The sequence below is a fragment of the Streptococcus sp. 27098_8_86 genome, from assembly GCF_041432595.1.
In the GTDB taxonomy this organism is placed as follows: Bacteria; Bacillota; Bacilli; order Lactobacillales; family Streptococcaceae; genus Streptococcus; species Streptococcus pneumoniae_F.
In genome coordinates this window covers 63,511-81,288 of record NZ_JAPVZW010000008.1, presented here as the reverse complement: position 1 = coordinate 81,288, position 17,778 = coordinate 63,511, and the positions used below count along the sequence as shown (strand labels likewise).

At 42.8% G+C, this 17,778-nt stretch carries 18 protein-coding genes; 5 read left to right on the top strand and 13 right to left on the bottom strand.

The features are described 5' to 3' along the window. The first annotated feature begins 45 nt into the window (after nucleotides 1-45). The 5 genes from O3616_RS08075 (at nucleotide 46) to O3616_RS08055 (ending at nucleotide 2,498) form a co-directional block, all read left to right on the top strand. Nucleotides 46-696: a metal-dependent transcriptional regulator gene (locus O3616_RS08075; RefSeq protein ID WP_004263083.1), complete on the top strand. Its 651-nt coding sequence runs from the start codon at nucleotides 46-48 to the stop codon at nucleotides 694-696. Beyond that, on the top strand, nucleotides 677-859 hold the full coding sequence (locus O3616_RS08070) for a hypothetical protein (RefSeq protein WP_371638581.1): 183 nt from the start codon (nucleotides 677-679) through the stop codon (nucleotides 857-859). The genes O3616_RS08075 and O3616_RS08070 overlap by 20 nt, the downstream gene beginning before the upstream one ends. Further along, nucleotides 816-1,523 carry a nicotinamide mononucleotide transporter gene (locus tag O3616_RS08065; RefSeq protein ID WP_174705267.1) on the top strand — a complete coding sequence of 236 codons (708 nt, stop codon included), beginning with the start codon at nucleotides 816-818 and terminating at the stop codon, nucleotides 1,521-1,523. The genes O3616_RS08070 and O3616_RS08065 overlap by 44 nt, the downstream gene beginning before the upstream one ends. Nucleotides 1,524-1,652: 129 nt before the next feature. Continuing rightward, nucleotides 1,653-2,066 (top strand): hypothetical protein, encoded by a 414-nt coding sequence (locus O3616_RS08060; protein WP_371638580.1) that lies wholly within the window; start codon nucleotides 1,653-1,655, stop codon nucleotides 2,064-2,066. 18 nt (nucleotides 2,067-2,084) lie between these two features. Continuing rightward, nucleotides 2,085-2,498 carry a hypothetical protein gene (locus O3616_RS08055; protein WP_371638579.1) on the top strand — a complete coding sequence of 138 codons (414 nt, stop codon included), beginning with the start codon at nucleotides 2,085-2,087 and terminating at the stop codon, nucleotides 2,496-2,498. Between the two features lie 38 nt (nucleotides 2,499-2,536). On the opposite strand, the gene dtd is transcribed toward O3616_RS08055, so the two are convergent. From dtd to O3616_RS07990, 13 genes are all read right to left on the bottom strand, one after another. Next, nucleotides 2,537-2,980 carry a D-aminoacyl-tRNA deacylase gene (gene dtd / locus O3616_RS08050; protein WP_000691419.1) on the bottom strand — a complete coding sequence of 148 codons (444 nt, stop codon included), beginning with the start codon at nucleotides 2,978-2,980 and terminating at the stop codon, nucleotides 2,537-2,539. 29 nt (nucleotides 2,981-3,009) lie between these two features. After that, nucleotides 3,010-5,232, bottom strand: a complete 2,223-nt coding sequence (locus tag O3616_RS08045; protein ID WP_371638578.1) for a bifunctional (p)ppGpp synthetase/guanosine-3',5'-bis(diphosphate) 3'-pyrophosphohydrolase — start codon at nucleotides 5,230-5,232, stop codon at nucleotides 3,010-3,012. Nucleotides 5,233-5,366: 134 nt separating this feature from the next. Beyond that, nucleotides 5,367-6,497, bottom strand: coding sequence for an ABC transporter ATP-binding protein (locus tag O3616_RS08040; RefSeq protein WP_000229953.1), 1,131 nt, complete (start codon nucleotides 6,495-6,497; stop codon nucleotides 5,367-5,369). A gap of 112 nt (nucleotides 6,498-6,609) precedes the next feature. Then, nucleotides 6,610-7,479, bottom strand: a complete 870-nt coding sequence (locus tag O3616_RS08035; protein WP_371638577.1) for a helix-turn-helix domain-containing protein — start codon at nucleotides 7,477-7,479, stop codon at nucleotides 6,610-6,612. 3 nt (nucleotides 7,480-7,482) lie between these two features. After that, nucleotides 7,483-7,869, bottom strand: coding sequence for a Mini-ribonuclease 3 (locus tag O3616_RS08030; RefSeq protein ID WP_000567927.1), 387 nt, complete (start codon nucleotides 7,867-7,869; stop codon nucleotides 7,483-7,485). Further along, nucleotides 7,862-9,205, bottom strand: coding sequence for a cysteine--tRNA ligase (cysS, locus tag O3616_RS08025; RefSeq protein ID WP_000591110.1), 1,344 nt, complete (start codon nucleotides 9,203-9,205; stop codon nucleotides 7,862-7,864). Before cysS ends, O3616_RS08030 begins: the two co-directional genes overlap by 8 nt. Before the next feature lie 81 nt (nucleotides 9,206-9,286). After that, nucleotides 9,287-10,171, bottom strand: a complete 885-nt coding sequence (locus O3616_RS08020; RefSeq protein WP_261102214.1) for a GNAT family N-acetyltransferase — start codon at nucleotides 10,169-10,171, stop codon at nucleotides 9,287-9,289. Nucleotides 10,172-10,182: 11 nt separating this feature from the next. Next, nucleotides 10,183-10,800 (bottom strand): serine O-acetyltransferase, encoded by a 618-nt coding sequence (cysE, locus tag O3616_RS08015; RefSeq protein WP_049516296.1) that lies wholly within the window; start codon nucleotides 10,798-10,800, stop codon nucleotides 10,183-10,185. Between the two features lie 15 nt (nucleotides 10,801-10,815). Then, nucleotides 10,816-13,029, bottom strand: coding sequence for a polyribonucleotide nucleotidyltransferase (gene pnp, locus O3616_RS08010; protein ID WP_261228900.1), 2,214 nt, complete (start codon nucleotides 13,027-13,029; stop codon nucleotides 10,816-10,818). Nucleotides 13,030-13,480: 451 nt separating this feature from the next. Further along, nucleotides 13,481-14,347 carry a methylenetetrahydrofolate reductase [NAD(P)H] gene (gene metF / locus O3616_RS08005; RefSeq protein ID WP_261017678.1) on the bottom strand — a complete coding sequence of 289 codons (867 nt, stop codon included), beginning with the start codon at nucleotides 14,345-14,347 and terminating at the stop codon, nucleotides 13,481-13,483. Nucleotides 14,348-14,447: 100 nt separating this feature from the next. Next, nucleotides 14,448-16,697, bottom strand: a complete 2,250-nt coding sequence (metE, locus tag O3616_RS08000) for a 5-methyltetrahydropteroyltriglutamate--homocysteine S-methyltransferase (RefSeq protein ID WP_261102212.1) — start codon at nucleotides 16,695-16,697, stop codon at nucleotides 14,448-14,450. Nucleotides 16,698-16,941: 244 nt separating this feature from the next. Next, entirely contained in the window at nucleotides 16,942-17,304 is a 363-nt protein-coding gene (locus O3616_RS07995) for a TIGR02328 family protein (protein WP_247953275.1), read from the bottom strand. Further along, nucleotides 17,288-17,692, bottom strand: a complete 405-nt coding sequence (locus O3616_RS07990) for a YbgA family protein (protein ID WP_247953276.1) — start codon at nucleotides 17,690-17,692, stop codon at nucleotides 17,288-17,290. Before O3616_RS07990 ends, O3616_RS07995 begins: the two co-directional genes overlap by 17 nt. Nucleotides 17,693-17,778 lie beyond the last annotated feature (86 nt).

Sequence of the window (17,778 nt, the reverse complement as noted above, 5' to 3'; positions counted from 1 at the left end):
CTTTTTTTGATATACTAGATAAAGATATTAGACAAGAGGAAACGAATGACCCCGAATAAAGAAGATTATCTAAAGTGTATTTATGAAATTGGCATAGATTTGCATAAGATTACCAACAAGGAAATTGCGGCTCGTATGCAAGTCTCTCCCCCTGCCGTAACTGAAATGATTAAACGGATGAAGAGCGAAAATCTCATCCTCAAGGACAAGGAATGTGGTTATCTACTGACGGACATTGGCCTCAAACTTGTCTCTGAGCTCTATCGTAAGCACCGTTTGATTGAAGTTTTTCTAGTTCATCATTTAGACTATACGAGTGACCAGATTCACGAGGAAGCTGAGGTATTGGAACATACTGTCTCTGATTTATTCGTGGAGAGACTAGAAAAATTACTTGGATTCCCCAAGACCTGCCCTCACGGAGGAACTATTCCTGCTAAGGGAGAACTCTTAGTTGAAATCAATAACCTGCCACTAGCTGACATCAAGGAAGCTGGCGCCTACCGCCTGACTCGGGTGCACGATAGTTTTGACATTCTCCATTATCTGGACAAGCACTCACTTCACATCGGTGACCAGCTCCAAGTCCAGCAGTTTGATGGCTTTAGCAATACCTTCACCATCCTCAGTAAAAACGAGGATTTACAAGTAAGTATGGACATTGCCAAACAACTCTATGTCGAAAAAATCGACTAATTTCTCAAGTACCCTACCAACCCTGAAAGTTTTATTTTCAGGGTTTTATTTCTATCATTTGATTTTACTTTCATTTAGTTGTAGAATATTTGTAAAAAAAAAGAAAGATAGTTTAAACTATGAAAAAATCACTAAAAATTTTTGCGACATCCAAATGGTTTGACCTCTTCGGCGTTGCTTTGGTCGTTGGGATTGCGATTGCATCTGGTTACCTCAACTCCCGCCTCGATAAATTTGTAGACTGGGGACCATGGACAGCACTTGTGCCCTTTGGATTGATTTCCGTAACCAACGTTGGGATTTCCATGTTGTCCACTCGTTTCACGGGGAAATTAAGCAAATGGGGAAATTACTTTGGTATTGTTAATACCATTTTGTCTGGCACCATTGACTATATCCTTGGAAATAAGGCGGCCATCATTACCTATCCCGTCACCTTCCTCATTTATACCTTTGCTATTAAGAAATGGGAAGCTTCGCAAGAAGGCAGACCCAACCAAATGAGCCAAAAACAGCTAAAATTGGCGGCCATCATCATTTCAATCATCGCCTTCCTCTTTGCCTTTGTGACAAACTATATCGGCTATGGAGGAAAGATGAATCTCCTTGCCTACGTAACAACTATTGCCTTTGCATTGTCCCTCATTGCCAATGCTTTTAACGCATTGAAACTAACAACTCAGTGGGGCTTTTGGTTGATTTACAATTTTGTGCAGCTTACAAAGGCTGGTATTCAAGGAAACTTTGCCAATATCGGAAAATACATCTTCTATATCCTCAATGCAATCGGAGCTTTATTTGTCTGGAATGATGAAGAAGTAAGATAATAGAAGAAAACTTAAATAAAAAAACAAGTCGACTTAAGAGAATCTCCCTTCTGCTATTTTTATCATTTTACTTGTAACTCCCATTCTTTTGGAGTAGAATGAAGCTAGATAAAAGAGGGAGGTCATCTTATGAAAAATCTCTTTAGAATCCATTTTATAGCAATTGCACTCATCGATTTGCTACTATTTGCATTTTTTAGCACTAGACCCGAGACAGCTTTCGACCGGCTCTTGCTCACTGGTTTTATTTTTATCCTTGCTCAGGGACTCCTGCTATTTCGCTTGCTTGTCCAACTCAAACATCAATTCACTGAGATTTATCCTCAAATCAATAAAAAGATTCGCTTCTACTATTTAGGGGTTCTCTCCATTGATTTTCTATTTTTTGTCCTTTTAGCCTTCGTTAGTTCTCATCGTTTTTCATCTCTTATGCCAATCGTCACTGCTTGCCATTCTACTTTTTATTATAGGACAGCGGACTACCTAAGAAACAACTATCCAGACTTTTATGACAAACGCATTTCTTTATGGGAGTGCCTATAAGGAAAAGGAGGTTTTAGCATGAAAAAAATCATCTTCATCAAAAGCATTCAACTCCTTGTCATTGATGGAATCATGCTGGCATTTTTGACATTTAAAGGGGGGCTTACTTGGGACTGGATTTTGATTTATAGCGGTTGGCTCATTTTCTTTCATCCTGTGCTATTGACCTATCTTTCCAACCAACTTTGTGATCACTTTAATCAACTCTATTCCCAGATTAGACTCAGATTCTGGCGTTTTGCCTTACAAATCCTCCTATGGGATAGCCTGATCATTCTCTCCTTGCTGTTTTTAAGGGGTATCCCACTTTTCCTTCAGGGAACTCTCCTAATCATAGGTCATCTCATCTCTTCCTATCGCATAAACCAAAGCCTGAAACAAGATTTCCCCAAGGCCTATCAGGAACAGATTTCATTTTGGAGTATTTTGTAATAGATAAGAAAAACCAAGCCGACTGGGCTTGGTTTTTCTTATCTATTTTTAGTATCAAGGATAATGGTAACTGGTCCGTCATTGACCAGCTCAACCTGCATATCCGCTCCAAAGATACCTGTCTGAACGGGTACTTCTTGCGCTAATTTTTGATTGAATGCATCATAGAAGTCTGATGCCATATCAGGCTTGGCTGCACCTGTAAAGGCTGGACGATTGCCTTTCTTAGTATCCGCAAAGAGGGTAAACTGAGAAATAGAGAGGATTTCTCCTTCAATATCTTTGACAGACAGGTTCATCTTGCCTTCTGCGTCTGAAAAAATCCGCATGTTGACAAGCTTTCTCACAGCATAGTCCAAATCTTCCTCTTGGTCCTCTGGTCCAACACCAACCAGCAATAGGAGCCCCTGATTGATTTTTCCCTGAACCTGACCTTCGATACTCACTTGGGCTTTTTTAACCCGTTGGATAATGATTTTCATAATAGCCTTTCTAGTAAGAGCTAGGACAATTAGCCATTGGTTCGTTTGACAGAATAAACTTCTGGCACACTCTTAATCTTGTCCACGACCGTGGTCAGCGTCGAGAGATTGGCAATGCCAAAGGACACATGGATATTAGCAAACTTCATATCCTTGGTTGGTTGGGCATTGACCGTTGAAATATTCTTGGTTGTGTTTGAAAGAACTTGCAGTACATCGTTCAACAGTCCTGTACGGTTGAGGCCGTAAATATCGATATGGGCCATATACTCCTTATTTGAGCTAGAGTACTGGTCTTCCCACTCCACATCAAGGAGACGTTGCTCATAGTTTTCTTGGGCGCGCAGGTTCATACAGTCCACACGGTGAATAGCCACACCACGCCCCTTGGTGATGTAGCCAACAATATCGTCACCAGGAACAGGATTACAACACTTAGCAATCCGCACTAGGAGACCTGAGGCACCTTCAATGACCACTCCACCCTCATGCTTGACTTTGAGGGTTTCTTTATTTTCAACCTTGACCTCGCCACCTTTGACAAGCTCCTCTGCCTCAGCCTTGGCCTTGGCACGTTCTTCCTCACGGCGTTCCTTTTCAGTCAGACGGTTAAAGACGGTAATAGCACCGATTTCTCCAAAACCAATGGCCGCAAAAAGGGATTCTTCTGTCTTGTAGCTAGTCTTTTGCAAAACTTGGTCCATGTGACGCTTGTCCATGAATTTATTAGCTACATAGCCGTTTTCTTGGAACTGAGCCATCAACATTTCACGACCCTTGTTAACAGACAATTCCTTGTCTTGATTTTTAAAGAACTGACGAATCTTGTTACGCGCCTTGCTGGTCTTGACCATATTGAGCCAGTCACGGCTCGGTCCAAAGGAGTTGGGGTTGGTGACAATTTCAACCTGATCCCCTGTCTTGAGCTTGGTTGTCAGCGGAACCATACGACCATTAACTTTGGCACCCGTCGCTTTTTCACCGACTTTAGTATGGATTTCGTAGGCAAAGTCAATCGGTCCTGAATCTTTTGGAAGAGAACGGACAGCACCATCTGGAGTAAAGACATAAATCTCCTCAGCCAGATAGTTTTCCTTAACTGAATCCACAAATTCCTTAGCATCATCAGCCTGATCTTGGAGCTCCATCATCTCCTTGATCCAGTTCATCCCAATAGCTGATTCCTTACTGTTAACCTGCCCCTTAATACCTTTCTTATAAGCCCAGTGAGCCGCAACCCCGTACTCAGCCACCTCATGCATTTCCTTGGTCCGAATTTGGAACTCAATCGGCCCTTTTGGTCCATAAACAGTCGTATGGATAGACTGGTAACCATTGGCCTTGCGGTTGGCGATATAGTCTTTAAAGCGACCAGGCATGGGTTTCCAAAGCTCATGCACATAACCAAGCATGGCGTAAACATCACTTTGGGTATCCAAAATACAACGAATGGCAATCAGGTCATAGATTTCCTCAAAACGTTTTCTCTTATCCTGCATTTTGCGGAAAATCGAGTAAATATGCTTGGGACGACCATAAATCTTCCCTTTCAAGTGACGATCCGTCGTATATTCCTCTAATTTTGTAACTACCTCATCCACCAAGGCTTCACGCTCTCTGCGTTTTTCCTTCATCATATGGGTAATCTTGTAAAACTCCGTTGGATTAAGATAACGGAAAGATAGGTCTTCCAATTCCCATTTAACGCTAGAAATCCCCAAACGGTGGGCAAGCGGGGCATAGATTTCCATGGTTTCTTTGGAAATACGCTCCTGCTTATCTTTTCGAAGATGTTTCAGGGTCCGCATATTGTGCAAGCGGTCAGACAGTTTGACCAAGATAACACGGATGTCCTCAGACATGGCCATGAGCATCTTACGGTGATTTTCAGCCAACTGCTCCTCGATTGATTTGTACTCGACCTTACCAAGCTTGGTAACCCCATCTACGATTACCCGCACATCAGGACCAAACTCTCTTTCCAAATCATCCAGAGTCGCTTCTGTATCCTCTACCACGTCATGCAAGAAACCACAAGCTACCGTTACAGCATCCAGCTTGAGCTTAGCTAAAATACCTGCCACTTGGATGGGGTGAATGATATAAGGCTCACCTGATTTGCGGTATTGGCCACTATGGCATTCCACCGCATAGATCAAGGCCTTATGGACAAAAGCAACATCCTCTTCCGTCAAATATTCTTTGGTTAAAGCGACAACTTCTTCGCCCGTTAAATTCACTTCTTTCGGCATCTCTACTCTCCAATTCTTCCTACCATTTTATCACTTTTTTAAGAATATGAAAACTAGAAAATTCCCTCTCAATCAATCCACATCTCAAAAAACACTGCCAGATTTCTCTAGCAGTGTTTTAAGTTTCTTTTATCTTAGTAAACCGTTCTTTCAGTTTCTACATCGAAGAAGTGTGCTTTGTTCAAGTCAAATCCAAGTTCAACTGTTGCACCTGTTTGCAAGTAGTCACGAGCATCAACTTTGGCAACAAATTCATCTTTACCAACTTGGCAGTAAAGGTGAGATTCTGAACCAAGCAATTCTGATACTGAGATAGTAGCTTTGACAACTGATTCTGGGAATGTTTCAAGGAAAGCAGGTTCTGCATTCACGTCTTCTGGACGGATACCGAAGATCAATTCTTTACCTTCGTAGCCTTTTTCACGAAGAACTTTCAATGCGCCTTCTGGAACTTTCAAACGGAAACCGTCAGAAACAATTTCGCTACCAACCAATTTCACATTGATGAAGTTCATAGCTGGGCTTCCGATGAAGCCTGCTACGAATTTATTAACTGGGTTTTTGTAAACTTCTTGAGGAGTACCGATTTGTTCTACACGTCCGATAGTACCTGTACCAGCAGGATTCTTAGTTGCTGACATGATAACGATACGGTCTGCAAGTGTCATCGCTTCTGTTTGGTCGTGAGTTACGTAGATAGTTGTAGCTCCGATACGACGGTGGATTTTCGCAATTTCAGCACGCATTGATACACGAAGTTTGGCATCCAAGTTTGACAAAGGTTCGTCCATCAAGAACACTTTTGCATCACGGACGATTGCACGACCCATGGCAACACGTTGACGTTGACCACCTGAAAGGTCAGCAGGTTTACGTTCCAAGAATTCTTTCAATCCAAGGATTTCAGCTGCTTCTTGCACACGTTTGTCGATGTCTTCTTTGCTGTATTTACGCAATTTCAAACCGAAAGCCATGTTGTCATAAACAGTCATGTGTGGGTAAAGAGCGTAGTTTTGGAATACCATGGCGATGTCACGGTCTTTTGGAGCTACGTCGTTGACAACCACGCCATCGATAGATGCAGTACCTTCTGTGATATCTTCAAGACCAGCAATCATACGAAGAGTTGTTGATTTACCACATCCTGAAGGACCTACGAAAACGATAAATTCTTTGTCTTTAATGTCCAAGTTGAAGTCTTCAACTGAGTAGTGTTCGCTATTTGGATATTTTTTGTAAATATTTTTAAGATTCAATTCTACCATGAGGTGAACTCCTTTTGTCTTTTGATAGTTTTATTATAGATGAAAACGCTTTACTTTTCTATGGCAAGATGACCAAAAAAATAAAAAAGTTCTGTGCAACTTGCACAAAACTTTAGAGAATATCTGGTAAAATCAATTGATAACACAGGGTCAGGTCAGTCAATTCCTTCAACTGAAGCCCTGTCAATTCTTCCCATTTATCAATCTTGTATTGAAGAGAATTGCGGTGCAAATAGAGTTGCTGGGCTGTTTTTGTTAGGACAGCACTGTTTTCCCAAAGGGAGAGAATGATTTCCTGAATCTGGTCTTGATCCAAAATCATCTGGTGCAAGCATTCCTTGATTACCTTCAAATCCACGAGTCTTTCTCCCATACTCCAAAGATAGAGCTGAGAAAAAGTATGAACACCTTGGTGACCCTGACGCCACCAAGTCTTAAATAAATCCCGCTCTGCTTTAATCAAGTCTGATAGGGCTTGATGGCCTGTCTGAGACCAAACCTGGCCTAACATGATTGACAGACGAAGTCCAAAGTCATACTCAACCGCTTCAATCGTATCACTTAAAATAGCTCGTACAGAGGTGTATTTGTCTTGTTGAAGCACGAAAACATAATCCTGAGCTCCGACCTGAATCACCGTCTGACAGTTGGGAAAAAGAGTCCGCATCATATCCAACCAAGAAGCCAGATTTTCCTGCTGAAAATAGGAAAGATGGCAATAAACCAACTGAATCTTTTTAAAAGCTTGCGGTGCCTGTCCCTTGCCCTCAATCAGATAAGAATACCAAGGATTGAGCGAACGAGCCTGCTCCTGCTGGGTCAAAAGGGCAACCAACTGCTTTTCACGCTCGCTGAGCCCAGCTTCCTCCAGCAAAATCCACTGCTGAGAAGCTAAAGGGAGAGTGAGATAGCCCTCTTTCTCTACTGGTTGGTCTGAAATCTGAGCTTCAGGAAACCAGTCTTGTAGTTCTTTTGCTATCATGTCCTAGCCCTCCACTTTTTGGATGCACCACGAAATCAAGCTCTCAAGACGTTCCAGATTTTCAGTCATATGGAGATAGCCCATGACTGCTTCAAAACCTGTGGACATACGGTAAGTTACCACATCAGCATTTTTAGCCTTGGTGTGACTATTGGTATTGCGACCACGTTTATAGATTTCTTCTTCTTTTTCTGTTAAGACCTGCTCCTCTAACATAAGGGAAATCAGGCGAGCCTGAGCCTTGGCTGAGACATACTTGGTCGCTTCTTGGTGGAGTTTATTGGGCTTGGTCATACCTTTGAGGATGAGGTGACGGCGAATATACATAGAATACACCGCGTCCCCCTCAAAAGCTAACGCAATCCCGTTAATGAGATTGACATCAATCACGTGTCCACCTCACTCCATCTTTGGTGTCTAGGAGCTTAATCCCTTGAGCAGCCAATTGGTCACGGATATGGTCCGCTGTCGCAAAGTCACGATTGGCACGCGCTTCTTGGCGTTTTTGGATCAAGTCTTCAATCTCTGCATCCAAAACTTCCTCAACAAAGACAATCCCAAAGACTTCTAACATGGCTGCAAGAGCTTCCTTAACACTTGCATCATAGTTGCCAGAATTGATCCACTTGGCCATTTCAAAGACTACTGTGATTCCATTTGCCGCGTTAAAATCTTCATCCATTGCTGCTACAAACTTATCTTTAAAAGCTTGCAACTCTTGAGCATTTACAGTTCCAGTAAATGGTTGCTCATAGGTGTTTTTCAAATACTTGAGATTGGTCTCAGCGTCTCGCACTGCCTTTTCCGTAAAGTTGATAGGCTTACGGTAATGTTGTGTCGCAAAGAAGAAACGAAGTACTTGGCCATCAAGGTTTTTGAGGGCATCGTGCACTGTGATAAAGTTGCCCAAGGATTTGGACATCTTGACATTGTCGATATTGACAAAGCCATTGTGCATCCAATAGTTGGCAAAGGTCTTGCCTGTTTTGGCTTCTGACTGGGCAATTTCATTGGTATGGTGAGGAAACTCTAGGTCAGCTCCACCACCGTGAATATCAATGGTGTCGCCCAAAATCTCTGTCGACATGACTGAACACTCGATGTGCCAGCCCGGACGACCAGGTCCCCAAGGACTGTCCCAAGAAATCTCGCCTGATTTGGCAGATTTCCAGAGGGCAAAGTCTACAGGATTTTCCTTACGAGCTGTTTCTTCATCGGTACGACCTGAAGCACCCAGCTCCAAATCTTCCAAGGTTTTATTAGCCAATTTGGCATAGTTGTGAGATTTTTCCACACGGAAATAGACATCTCCTTGACTCTCGTAGGCAAAGCCTTTTTCAATCAAATCTTCCACAAAGCGGATGATGTCAGCCATAAACTCCACCACACGCGGATGGCGGGTCGCAGGTTTGACGCCCAAGGCTGTCACATCCTCACGAAAGGCAGCGATGTACTTGTCCGCAACCTCCTGAGGCGTGATGCCTTCTTCCTTGGCACGGTTGATAATCTTATCATCCACATCCGTGAAATTAGAAATATAGGCAACTTCGTACCCACGATACTCAAAGTAACGTCGAATCGTATCAAAAGCTACCGTCGAACGGGCATTCCCTACGTGGATATAGTTATACACGGTTGGCCCACAAACATACATCTTGACCTTGCCGTCCTCAATCGGGACAAATTCTCGCAAATCACGAGACATAGTGTCATAGATTTTAATCATAAATCATAGTTAGGAAAGCTAAAATCCAAGAACAATTAGTTTCATCACTAAGAGTTCAATTGAATTTCAGTCCGAATCTCTCTACACTTCGGAATCCCTTGCTCCTTTCTCATTCAGATAAACCACCTGGGTCTGTTTGACAAAGCCAATTTTTTCATACAAGCGCTTGGCACCTACATTGCTGTCCTCTACTGCAATCTGAAATTCCTTGTCATTTTGCTCAATTAGTTGGTTGACAAGGGATTTTGCTAAGTAGCTTCCATAGCCTTTCCCACGTTCAGGTTCAGATATTGCTAACCCGTAGAAGTAATTCGTATTAGTCGATAAATCTACCGTACAAGTTCCAATAACCTGACCGTCTTTTAACAAAATATATAAGCGACTTTCTGGATCCTTCAGAGCTTCAGCGACATATCTATCCACAATCTCTCTGGATTCATGCTCTTCTGAGAATGCCTGAAATTTTAACTGACTGATTTGCTCCTGATACGAACTATCTGCTAACAAAACTTCAAGATTAGAAACCTTTGCTAACGGATAAGGTTTTCTATCCTTACCTAACCAAGTTTCTGTATCCTCGTCCTCGACCAATCCCCAGTTGCTAACAAAATCAGGATGGCGGTCTAGAAAAACACGCTCTGTCTGAAAAGTGACTGAATGAATCGGAAAAGAAGCTATTTCTCTCTCAAAACAAGTAAACAATGCACGCGCAATTCCCTGACGGCGATGATCTGGATGAACCAGTATCGTCACTTCCACATCTTGGTCATCTGCATAGACAGTTAATAAACCAACAAGTTCGCCTTTTTCATAATAAAGGAAAAAGGCGGGCATGTTTGGGTCAAAATTAAGCATGTTAGATAGATAGGGATCACGATAGGTACCGTCATAGTTTTGGCAACAGTTAATTAGTTTTTTCGCCTCAGATATCTCCTCTTGGCTTAACTTGTTTCTTGCTTGAATCATATAGGTATCCTCTACAACCCAGACGATCTGTGACTGGCTTCTTTAGCCTGCTCGAGTTTATTGACGTAGTACTCTCGTTTTTCTTCGACTTCGTGAATGACCGGCTCATCCTTTTTACCATGTACACGGACAATCTTAGCAGGAATACCGACAACCGTCACATCACTAGGTACGTCTGCTACAACAACTGCTGCAGCACCGACCTTGGCATTTTCACCGATTTCTACTGGTCCGATAACTTGGGCATGGGCTGATATGAGTGCTCCCTTTCGAACGGTCGGATGGCGTTTGCCACAGTCTTTCCCTGTTCCCCCAAGAGTCACCCCATGATAGAGGAGAACTCCCGTCTCAACGATAGCTGTCTCTCCAATCACCAGGCCTGAACCATGGTCGATAAAGACACCTGAATCAATCTGGGCACCTGGATGAATCTCAATCTGAGTCCAAAAGCGCCAAAACTGACTGTGCATACGAGCCAGGAGTTTGAAGCCATGCTTCCAGAGAAAATGCGAGAGACGGTGGGCCGCCAAGGCCTTGACACCTGGATAAGTCAGCAAAACCTCCAAAGTGGTGCGGGCCGCTGGATCATTTTCTTTTACGATATCAATGGTTTCGCGCCACCATCCCATACATTTCTCCTTTTCTTATTCTGAATCTTTTGGTATTTCTGTAAATTCTTTCTTAGGTTTGTGGTCCTTGTGATGACGTGGGCGGTGAGAACGCTCTGATTTTTCACCTTTTTCATCACGCTCAGGTTTTGGAGGACGAGGAAGAAGAGCTTTCATAGAAGCATCCACACGTCCTTTTTCATCAATCTTGATAATCTTAACATCAACTTCATCCCCGATTGCTACCAAGTCTTCGACATTATTGGTACGAGTCCAAGCCATTTCAGAAATGTGAACGAGGGCATCTGTCTTATCAAAGAGGTTAACAAAGGCACCAAATTTCTCAATACGAACGACTTTAGCACGGTAAACTTCATCGACTTTAGCTTCACGGACTAAACCAGCAATGATTTCTTTGGCACGGTTAATAGCATCTTGATCGCTAGAGTAGATAGACACATTTCCTTCTTCATCGATATCAATTTTAACGCCTGTTTCAGCGATAATCTTGTCGATGGTTTCTCCACCCTTACCGATGACAATCTTAATCTTGTCCACATCAATCTTGATGGTATCAATTTTCGGAGCAGTTGGAGCCAATTCTGGACGAACTTCTGGAATGGTTGCTTCAATCACATCAAGGATTTCAAAACGCGCTTTCTTGGCTTGAGCAAGTGCTTCAGTCAAGATTTCTGCAGTGATTCCTTGAATCTTGATATCCATTTGAAGGGCTGTAATCCCGTCACGAGTACCTGCAACCTTAAAGTCCATATCTCCAAAGTGGTCTTCCAAACCTTGGATATCTGTCAAGACTGTATAGTTGTTTCCATCTGAGATGAGACCCATGGCAATCCCTGCTACTGGCGCCTTGATTGGCACACCACCAGCCATAAGGGCAAGAGTTCCCGCACAGATAGAAGCTTGAGATGAAGAACCATTTGATTCCAAGACCTCAGCTACCAAGCGGATAGCATATGGGAATTCTTCCAAACTTGGCAAGACTTGAGCAAGTGCACGCTCACCAAGAGCACCGTGACCGATTTCACGACGACCTGGCGCACCGTAACGACCAGTTTCCCCAACAGAGTATTGTGGGAAGTTATAGTGGTGCATAAAGCGTTTCTTGTACTCTGGATCCAAACCATCAATGATTTGAGTTTCACCCATCGGAGCCAAGGTCAAGACTGAAAGAGCCTGAGTTTGTCCACGAGTGAAGAGACCTGAACCGTGCACACGAGGAAGGAAGTCAACAACCGCATCCAAAGGACGGATTTCATCAACCTTACGACCGTCAGGACGTACCTTGTCTTCTGTGATCAAACGACGCACTTCTGCGTGTTCCATTTGTTCCAAGATTTCAGCCACATCACGCATGATACGATCAAATTCTTCGTGGTCTGCATATTTTTCTTCATACACAACAGTAACTTGGTCCTTAACTGCTTGAGTTGCAGCTTCACGAGCCAATTTTTCTTCAACTTGAACCGCTTTTTGGAGGTCGCTGTTGTAGGCTGCGATGATTTCAGCTTGCAATTCAGCGTCCACATGAAGCAATTCTACTTCTGCTTTTTCCTTACCAACTGCTGCAACGATTTCTTCTTGGAAGGCAATCAATTCTTTGACTGCTTCGTGCCCTTTAAGGAGGGCTTCCAGCATGATTTCTTCTGACAATTCTTTAGCACCAGACTCTACCATGTTGATGGCGTGTTTGGTACCAGCTACTGTCAATTCAAGGAGCGATTGCTCTGCTTGTTCTTGCGTAGGGTTGATGATGATTTGGCCATCTACATATCCCACTTGTACCCCAGCAATTGGTCCGTCAAATGGAATATCTGAAATAGAAAGCGCCAAGGATGAACCAAACATAGCTGCCATTGGTGCTGAGGCATTTTCATCGTAAGAAAGAACCGTATTGATGACTTGAACTTCATTACGGAAACCTTCCGCAAACATAGGACGGATTGGACGGTCAATCAAACGCGCTGTCAATGTCGCATCCGTTGAAGGACGTCCTTCACGTTTCATAAAGCCACCAGGAAACTTCCCAGCCGCATACATTTTTTCTTCGTAGTTGACTTGAAGAGGGAAGAAATCTCCAGTTGCCATTTTCTTAGACATAACGGCAGCAGTCAAGACAGTTGACTCACCGTAACGTACAACAACAGAGCCATTTGCCTGCTTGGCAACCTGACCAGTCTCTACAATTAACTCACGACCCGCAAAAGTCGTTTGAAACACTTGTTTTGTCATTTTAATCCCCTTTGGATTGATGAAATTATACGCCTTGCCTACAAAGATCAAGATACCAAGGACGTCAAAAGCAAAGTAAAAATAGGAAACTGACGAAGTCTTCGATGAAGACAAGACAGTTTATCTTTTTTACACAGCTTTTCGGCCGGGTTCAATTACACAAGATAGCATTCGATTGACGCAGTGTACCATGCACACTAGGAAATCTATCTTTTTCACTAGGGATTTAGCCCGTGTTCAACTATTTAGATACTTTGAAAAGTTTAAAAATATTATTCTTTAGTATTTTTCCTTTTTATAGCAGATTTGAATAGTTAAAAATCTGTTTATACCCTCATCTTTGTATCAAGTACGTACAGAGTCTATTTTATCATATTTTTCTTAAAAAGTGCGGCCTTTACCATTAAAAAGGAACCATTCCCCTCACCTGAGAAGAATGGTTTGCTTTTTATTATCCTAGAGACTGGTGATTAAACAAGGCATGTGTTGCTTGGTGGATGTATTTTGCTGTTTCTGCATTGTTCATAGTGTAGAGATGCACACCTGCAACATCCTGAGTTACCAAGTCCACGATTTGATCCACTGCATAGGCAAGTCCTGCTGCTCTGAGCGACTCAGGGTCATGCTCATACTTGTCTAAGATGGCTTTAAATTTGCGTGGAAGGTGGATATTCTCACAAGTCTTCAAGAGGCGGAGAGCCTGATTTCGATTCAGAATTGGCATAATCCCTGCATGAATGGGAACATCAATCCCAGCCAAGATGCACTTGTCTTGGAAATCATAGAAGCGCTCATTGTCAAAGAAAAGCTGAGTAACGAGGCTCGAACAACCTGCGTCCACTTTCTTCTTAAGATTTTGAATATCTGAAATCTGATTTGGTGAATCTGGATGCCCTTCTGGATAGCAAGCTCCGACAATATCAAAGTGAGGGGCTTGTTCCTTGATGAACTCAATCAAGTCAGTTGCGTAGCGGAAATCCTTTTGTGGTTCCACATCAGGAATAATATCCCCACGAAGAGCCAAGATTTTCTGCACCCCAACCTTGTCCAAGTCTGCAATAGTTTCAGCAACCTTGTCCTTAGTCAAATAGATGGCTGGCAAGTGAGCAATAGTCGGAATCGCCAAGTCATTTTGGATAAAGTCAGCCAAACGGACCGTCGTTTCCTTGATATTAAATTTATTATTGCTGGCAGTCACACTGATAAAGTGGGGAGCCAACTCCTGCATATCTTTAAGAGCAGAAATAATGTTATCATTACCCACGGCTGGGTTGGGAGGGAACACTTCAAATGAGAGTGACGGTGTTTGGCGTGACATAGTCATTATCCTTTTCTAGTTGATTTTTCGTTAGCTGGATTCCTAGAATCCAAGTGAAACAGGCAGATTGACCAAACAGCGCTTCTTGAGAAATCCTATCTTACAATTTCTCACGCGCAGCTTTAGCTGCTTCAACAAGGCGAATCAAGCTTTCTTTTGTTTCTGGAATACCACGTGTTTTCAAACCACAGTCAGGGTTGATCCAAACTTTCTTGCTTGGCACTTTAGCAAGGATGGCTTCGATTGTATTGTCGATTTCGCCTTCATTTGGCACACGAGGTGAGTGGATATCGTAAACCCCAGGTCCCACTTCTGTTTGGAAGTTTTTCGCTTTGAGTTCGTCCAAGATTTCAAGGTTTGAACGGCTAGCCTCAAATGAGATAACGTCTGCATCCATGTTGTCGATAGCTGGGATGATATCTGTAAATTCTGAGTAACACATGTGAGTGTGGATTTGAGTATCTGGCGCTACTGTTGAGTGTACCAAGCGGAAGGCAGGAATTGCCCAGTCAAGGTAGTCTTCATACCAGTCGCTACGACGGAGTGGCAATTTTTCACGAAGAGCAGCCTCGTCGATTTGGATGATTTTCACACCAGCAGCTTCAAGGTCAAGTACTTCATCCTTGATAGCAAGGGCGATTTGAAGAGTAGAATCCTTGATAGAGATGTCTTCACGTGGGAATGACCAGTTAAGGATGGTAACAGGTCCAGTCAACATACCTTTAACAGGTTTGTTTGTACGGCTTTGTGCATAGCTAGACCATTTAACAGTGATAGGGTTAAGACGAGTGACATCACCCCAGATGATTGGTGGTTTCACCCCACGCATACCGTATGATTGTACCCAACCATTTTTAGAGAAGAGGTAACCTGACAAGTTTTGACCGAAGTACTCAACCATGTCATTACGCTCAAATTCACCGTGAACAAGGACATCAAAGTCGATATCTTCTTGCCATTTGATCCATTCATCGATCGTTTCAGCAAGGAAAGCATCGTACTCTTCTTGAGACAATTCACCTTTACGGTAAGCCAAACGTTTAGCACGAACTTCTTTTGTTTGAGGGAATGAACCGATAGTTGTTGTTGGAAGAGCTGGAAGTTTGAAAGCTTCTTCTTGGATAGCTTCACGTTCTGCAAAGGCTGGCAAACGAGTGTAGTCTGCATCTGTCAAGCCAGCGATACGTGCACGAAGTTCCGCATTTTCACCAACACGCTCAGTCGCAAATAGTTCTTTGTTAGCTGCAAGTGCTTCTTCACCTTGACCATTGCGGATAGCATCCAAATCACGAATCTCATCCAATTTTTCAACTGCAAAGGCAAAGTGGTTCAAGATTGCTGGTTCAAATTCTTCATTAGCAGTTGTAAATGGCACATGAAGAAGTGAGCATGAGCTTGTCAAGACAATGTTTTCAGCTGGGATTTGCTCAAGAACAGCCAAGCTCTTTTCATAGTTGTTACGCCAGATGTTTTTACCATTGACAATACCTGCATAAAGAGTCTTGTCAGCTGGGAAGCCACCTTTAACGAGTTCAAGAGTTTTCTTACCTTCAACGAAGTCAAGACCAATGGCATCTACTGGCAAGTTTACAAGGTCAGCGTAAACGTCACGAACGTCTCCGAAGTAAGTTTGAAGCAAGACTTCAAGACCTTTTTTGTCAGCCAAGAGTTTGTTGTAGAGGTTCAAGAAGAGAGCTTTTTCTTCAGCTGTCAAATCTTTTACAAGAGCCGCTTCATCCAATTGGATGCGAGTTGCACCAAGTTCAGCCAATTTTGCAAAAACTTCTTGGTAAGCAGCAACTAAGCTGTCTACAAAGTCTTCTGCTTTCACGCCTTCTTCAAAGTCTGACAATTGAAGGAAAGTGAATGGACCTACAAGAACTGGACGAGTGTTCAATCCAAGTTCTTTTGCTTCTTGGAACTCATCAAAGATTTTGTGACCTGCAAGTTTGACTTGAGTGTCTTTTTCAAATTTAGGAACGATGTAGTGGTAGTTGGTGTTGAACCATTTCTTCATTGGAAGGGCGCGAACGTCTCCTTTTTCTCCTTGGTAACCACGACCCAAAGCGAAGTAGCGCTCAAGGTCAGACAAGTCCAAGTTTTGAACTGAAGCAGGTACCACATTGAAAAGGAAAGCTGCATCTAGGAAGTTGTCATAGTGAGAAAAGTCATTTGATGGAATTTCAGTGATGCCTTTTTCTTTGACAATGTTCCAGTGTTTAGCACGCAAGTCTTTTGCGGCCGCCAAGAGTTCGTCTTCTGAGATTTCTTTTCTAAAGTATTTTTCAGTTGTAAATTTTAATTCGCGGAATTCGCCCAAACGAGGGAAACCGATGATTGTAGTTGACATGATGTGTCCTCCAAAATTTGTTGTTGAAACTATCTTAACAGAAAAGAAAGCGTCTGTATAATTGTAAAAAATTAGGCTTTGATATAGTTTGAAACTATATCTCTGTTTTAGACAAAAGAAAAGAACCTGAGACAACTGCCTCAAATCCTTTGTATAGCTTGTTTTATAGCTGTATTTCAGTTAGATTGTGTAAACGTGTTATTAGTAATTCTTATAAGTGACTATGACTTGTTATTAGAAAAGACTATAGGTTAATCCCCTTCTCTCGGAGATTGTCCAGACACTCCTTATAGTAGGCAGCATCATGTTCGCTGTATATAGGACTTTTCAGCTTTTCCTCTGCTAAGTCTTGATAAGGAGGGCAGGTCTTACCTCGGTAGTTCTTGTCCAACCACTCTGGACTGACATTGTAGCCACGGCCAGCCATTTCCTCCATGATCAAGCGATGATAGGCATAGAGACGATAGGGCGAGTGGGTAAAGACATAGTCCACCGTCGCATGCTTTCTGCCCCAGCCATTGCCACGCAGGGCGCAACACTCTCGATGTTGCCCCAAGAGTTGAGGACGGGGAAGTTGTGAAATCAAAGCCTCATGCCAAAGTCTCATGGGCGTCTCCTTTCAGTAAAGTCGAATGTTGCAAGTAGGTATTGGGATAGCGTTCAAGCAAGTCTCTCGTCTTAGCAATTAAGTCTTCTTTGGTGGCATGACCAGAGTGATAACGCTCCAGTAAAAACATATAATCCTTGCGTTCAGTCTCCCTTGCTTTCTTCTTGAAATATCCCCAAATATGCTGAAAGGCATTGCAAACCTGACCCCTGTGTTCTGGAATCTGACAGGCACGGTCAATCATCTCCTGAACCTGACTCACTTCCACCTCTTCATTCTTCAAGTATTGGCGAATCTCATTGTAAATATTGCTGGAATGGCTCAAAACAAGGTATTTATTTTCCGCCCAGAGTCGCTGACAAAGGGCACGTTGGTTGTTATTTTCCATATTTCTCCTTACTTTCTACTAGTTCCCCGGAAATATGGAAACAAAGTTATATCTTAAAAATGAGCGAATTATGAGCGGAATATGAG

Excerpts from the sequence above, each read along its gene's own strand:
- O3616_RS08060 (WP_371638580.1), top strand. The coding sequence starts at position 1,653 with ATGAAAAATCTCTTTAGAATCCATTTTATAGCAATTGCACTCATCGAT.
- O3616_RS07990 (WP_247953276.1), bottom strand. The coding sequence starts at position 17,692 with ATGGAAAATAACAACCAACGTGCCCTTTGTCAGCGACTCTGGGCGGAA.
- metE (WP_261102212.1), bottom strand. The coding sequence starts at position 16,697 with ATGTCAACTACAATCATCGGTTTCCCTCGTTTGGGCGAATTCCGCGAA.
- O3616_RS08045 (WP_371638578.1), bottom strand. The coding sequence starts at position 5,232 with ATGCCGAAAGAAGTGAATTTAACGGGCGAAGAAGTTGTCGCTTTAACC.
- metF (WP_261017678.1), bottom strand. The coding sequence starts at position 14,347 with ATGTCACGCCAAACACCGTCACTCTCATTTGAAGTGTTCCCTCCCAAC.
- cysE (WP_049516296.1), bottom strand. The coding sequence starts at position 10,800 with ATGGGATGGTGGCGCGAAACCATTGATATCGTAAAAGAAAATGATCCA.
- O3616_RS08020 (WP_261102214.1), bottom strand. The coding sequence starts at position 10,171 with ATGATTCAAGCAAGAAACAAGTTAAGCCAAGAGGAGATATCTGAGGCG.
- cysS (WP_000591110.1), bottom strand. The coding sequence starts at position 9,205 with ATGATTAAAATCTATGACACTATGTCTCGTGATTTGCGAGAATTTGTC.
- O3616_RS08075 (WP_004263083.1), top strand. The coding sequence starts at position 46 with ATGACCCCGAATAAAGAAGATTATCTAAAGTGTATTTATGAAATTGGC.
- O3616_RS08055 (WP_371638579.1), top strand. The coding sequence starts at position 2,085 with ATGAAAAAAATCATCTTCATCAAAAGCATTCAACTCCTTGTCATTGAT.
- O3616_RS07995 (WP_247953275.1), bottom strand. The coding sequence starts at position 17,304 with ATGAGACTTTGGCATGAGGCTTTGATTTCACAACTTCCCCGTCCTCAA.
- dtd (WP_000691419.1), bottom strand. The coding sequence starts at position 2,980 with ATGAAAATCATTATCCAACGGGTTAAAAAAGCCCAAGTGAGTATCGAA.
- O3616_RS08040 (WP_000229953.1), bottom strand. The coding sequence starts at position 6,497 with ATGGTAGAATTGAATCTTAAAAATATTTACAAAAAATATCCAAATAGC.
- O3616_RS08065 (WP_174705267.1), top strand. The coding sequence starts at position 816 with ATGAAAAAATCACTAAAAATTTTTGCGACATCCAAATGGTTTGACCTC.
- pnp (WP_261228900.1), bottom strand. The coding sequence starts at position 13,029 with ATGACAAAACAAGTGTTTCAAACGACTTTTGCGGGTCGTGAGTTAATT.
- O3616_RS08070 (WP_371638581.1), top strand. The coding sequence starts at position 677 with ATGTCGAAAAAATCGACTAATTTCTCAAGTACCCTACCAACCCTGAAA.
- O3616_RS08035 (WP_371638577.1), bottom strand. The coding sequence starts at position 7,479 with ATGATAGCAAAAGAACTACAAGACTGGTTTCCTGAAGCTCAGATTTCA.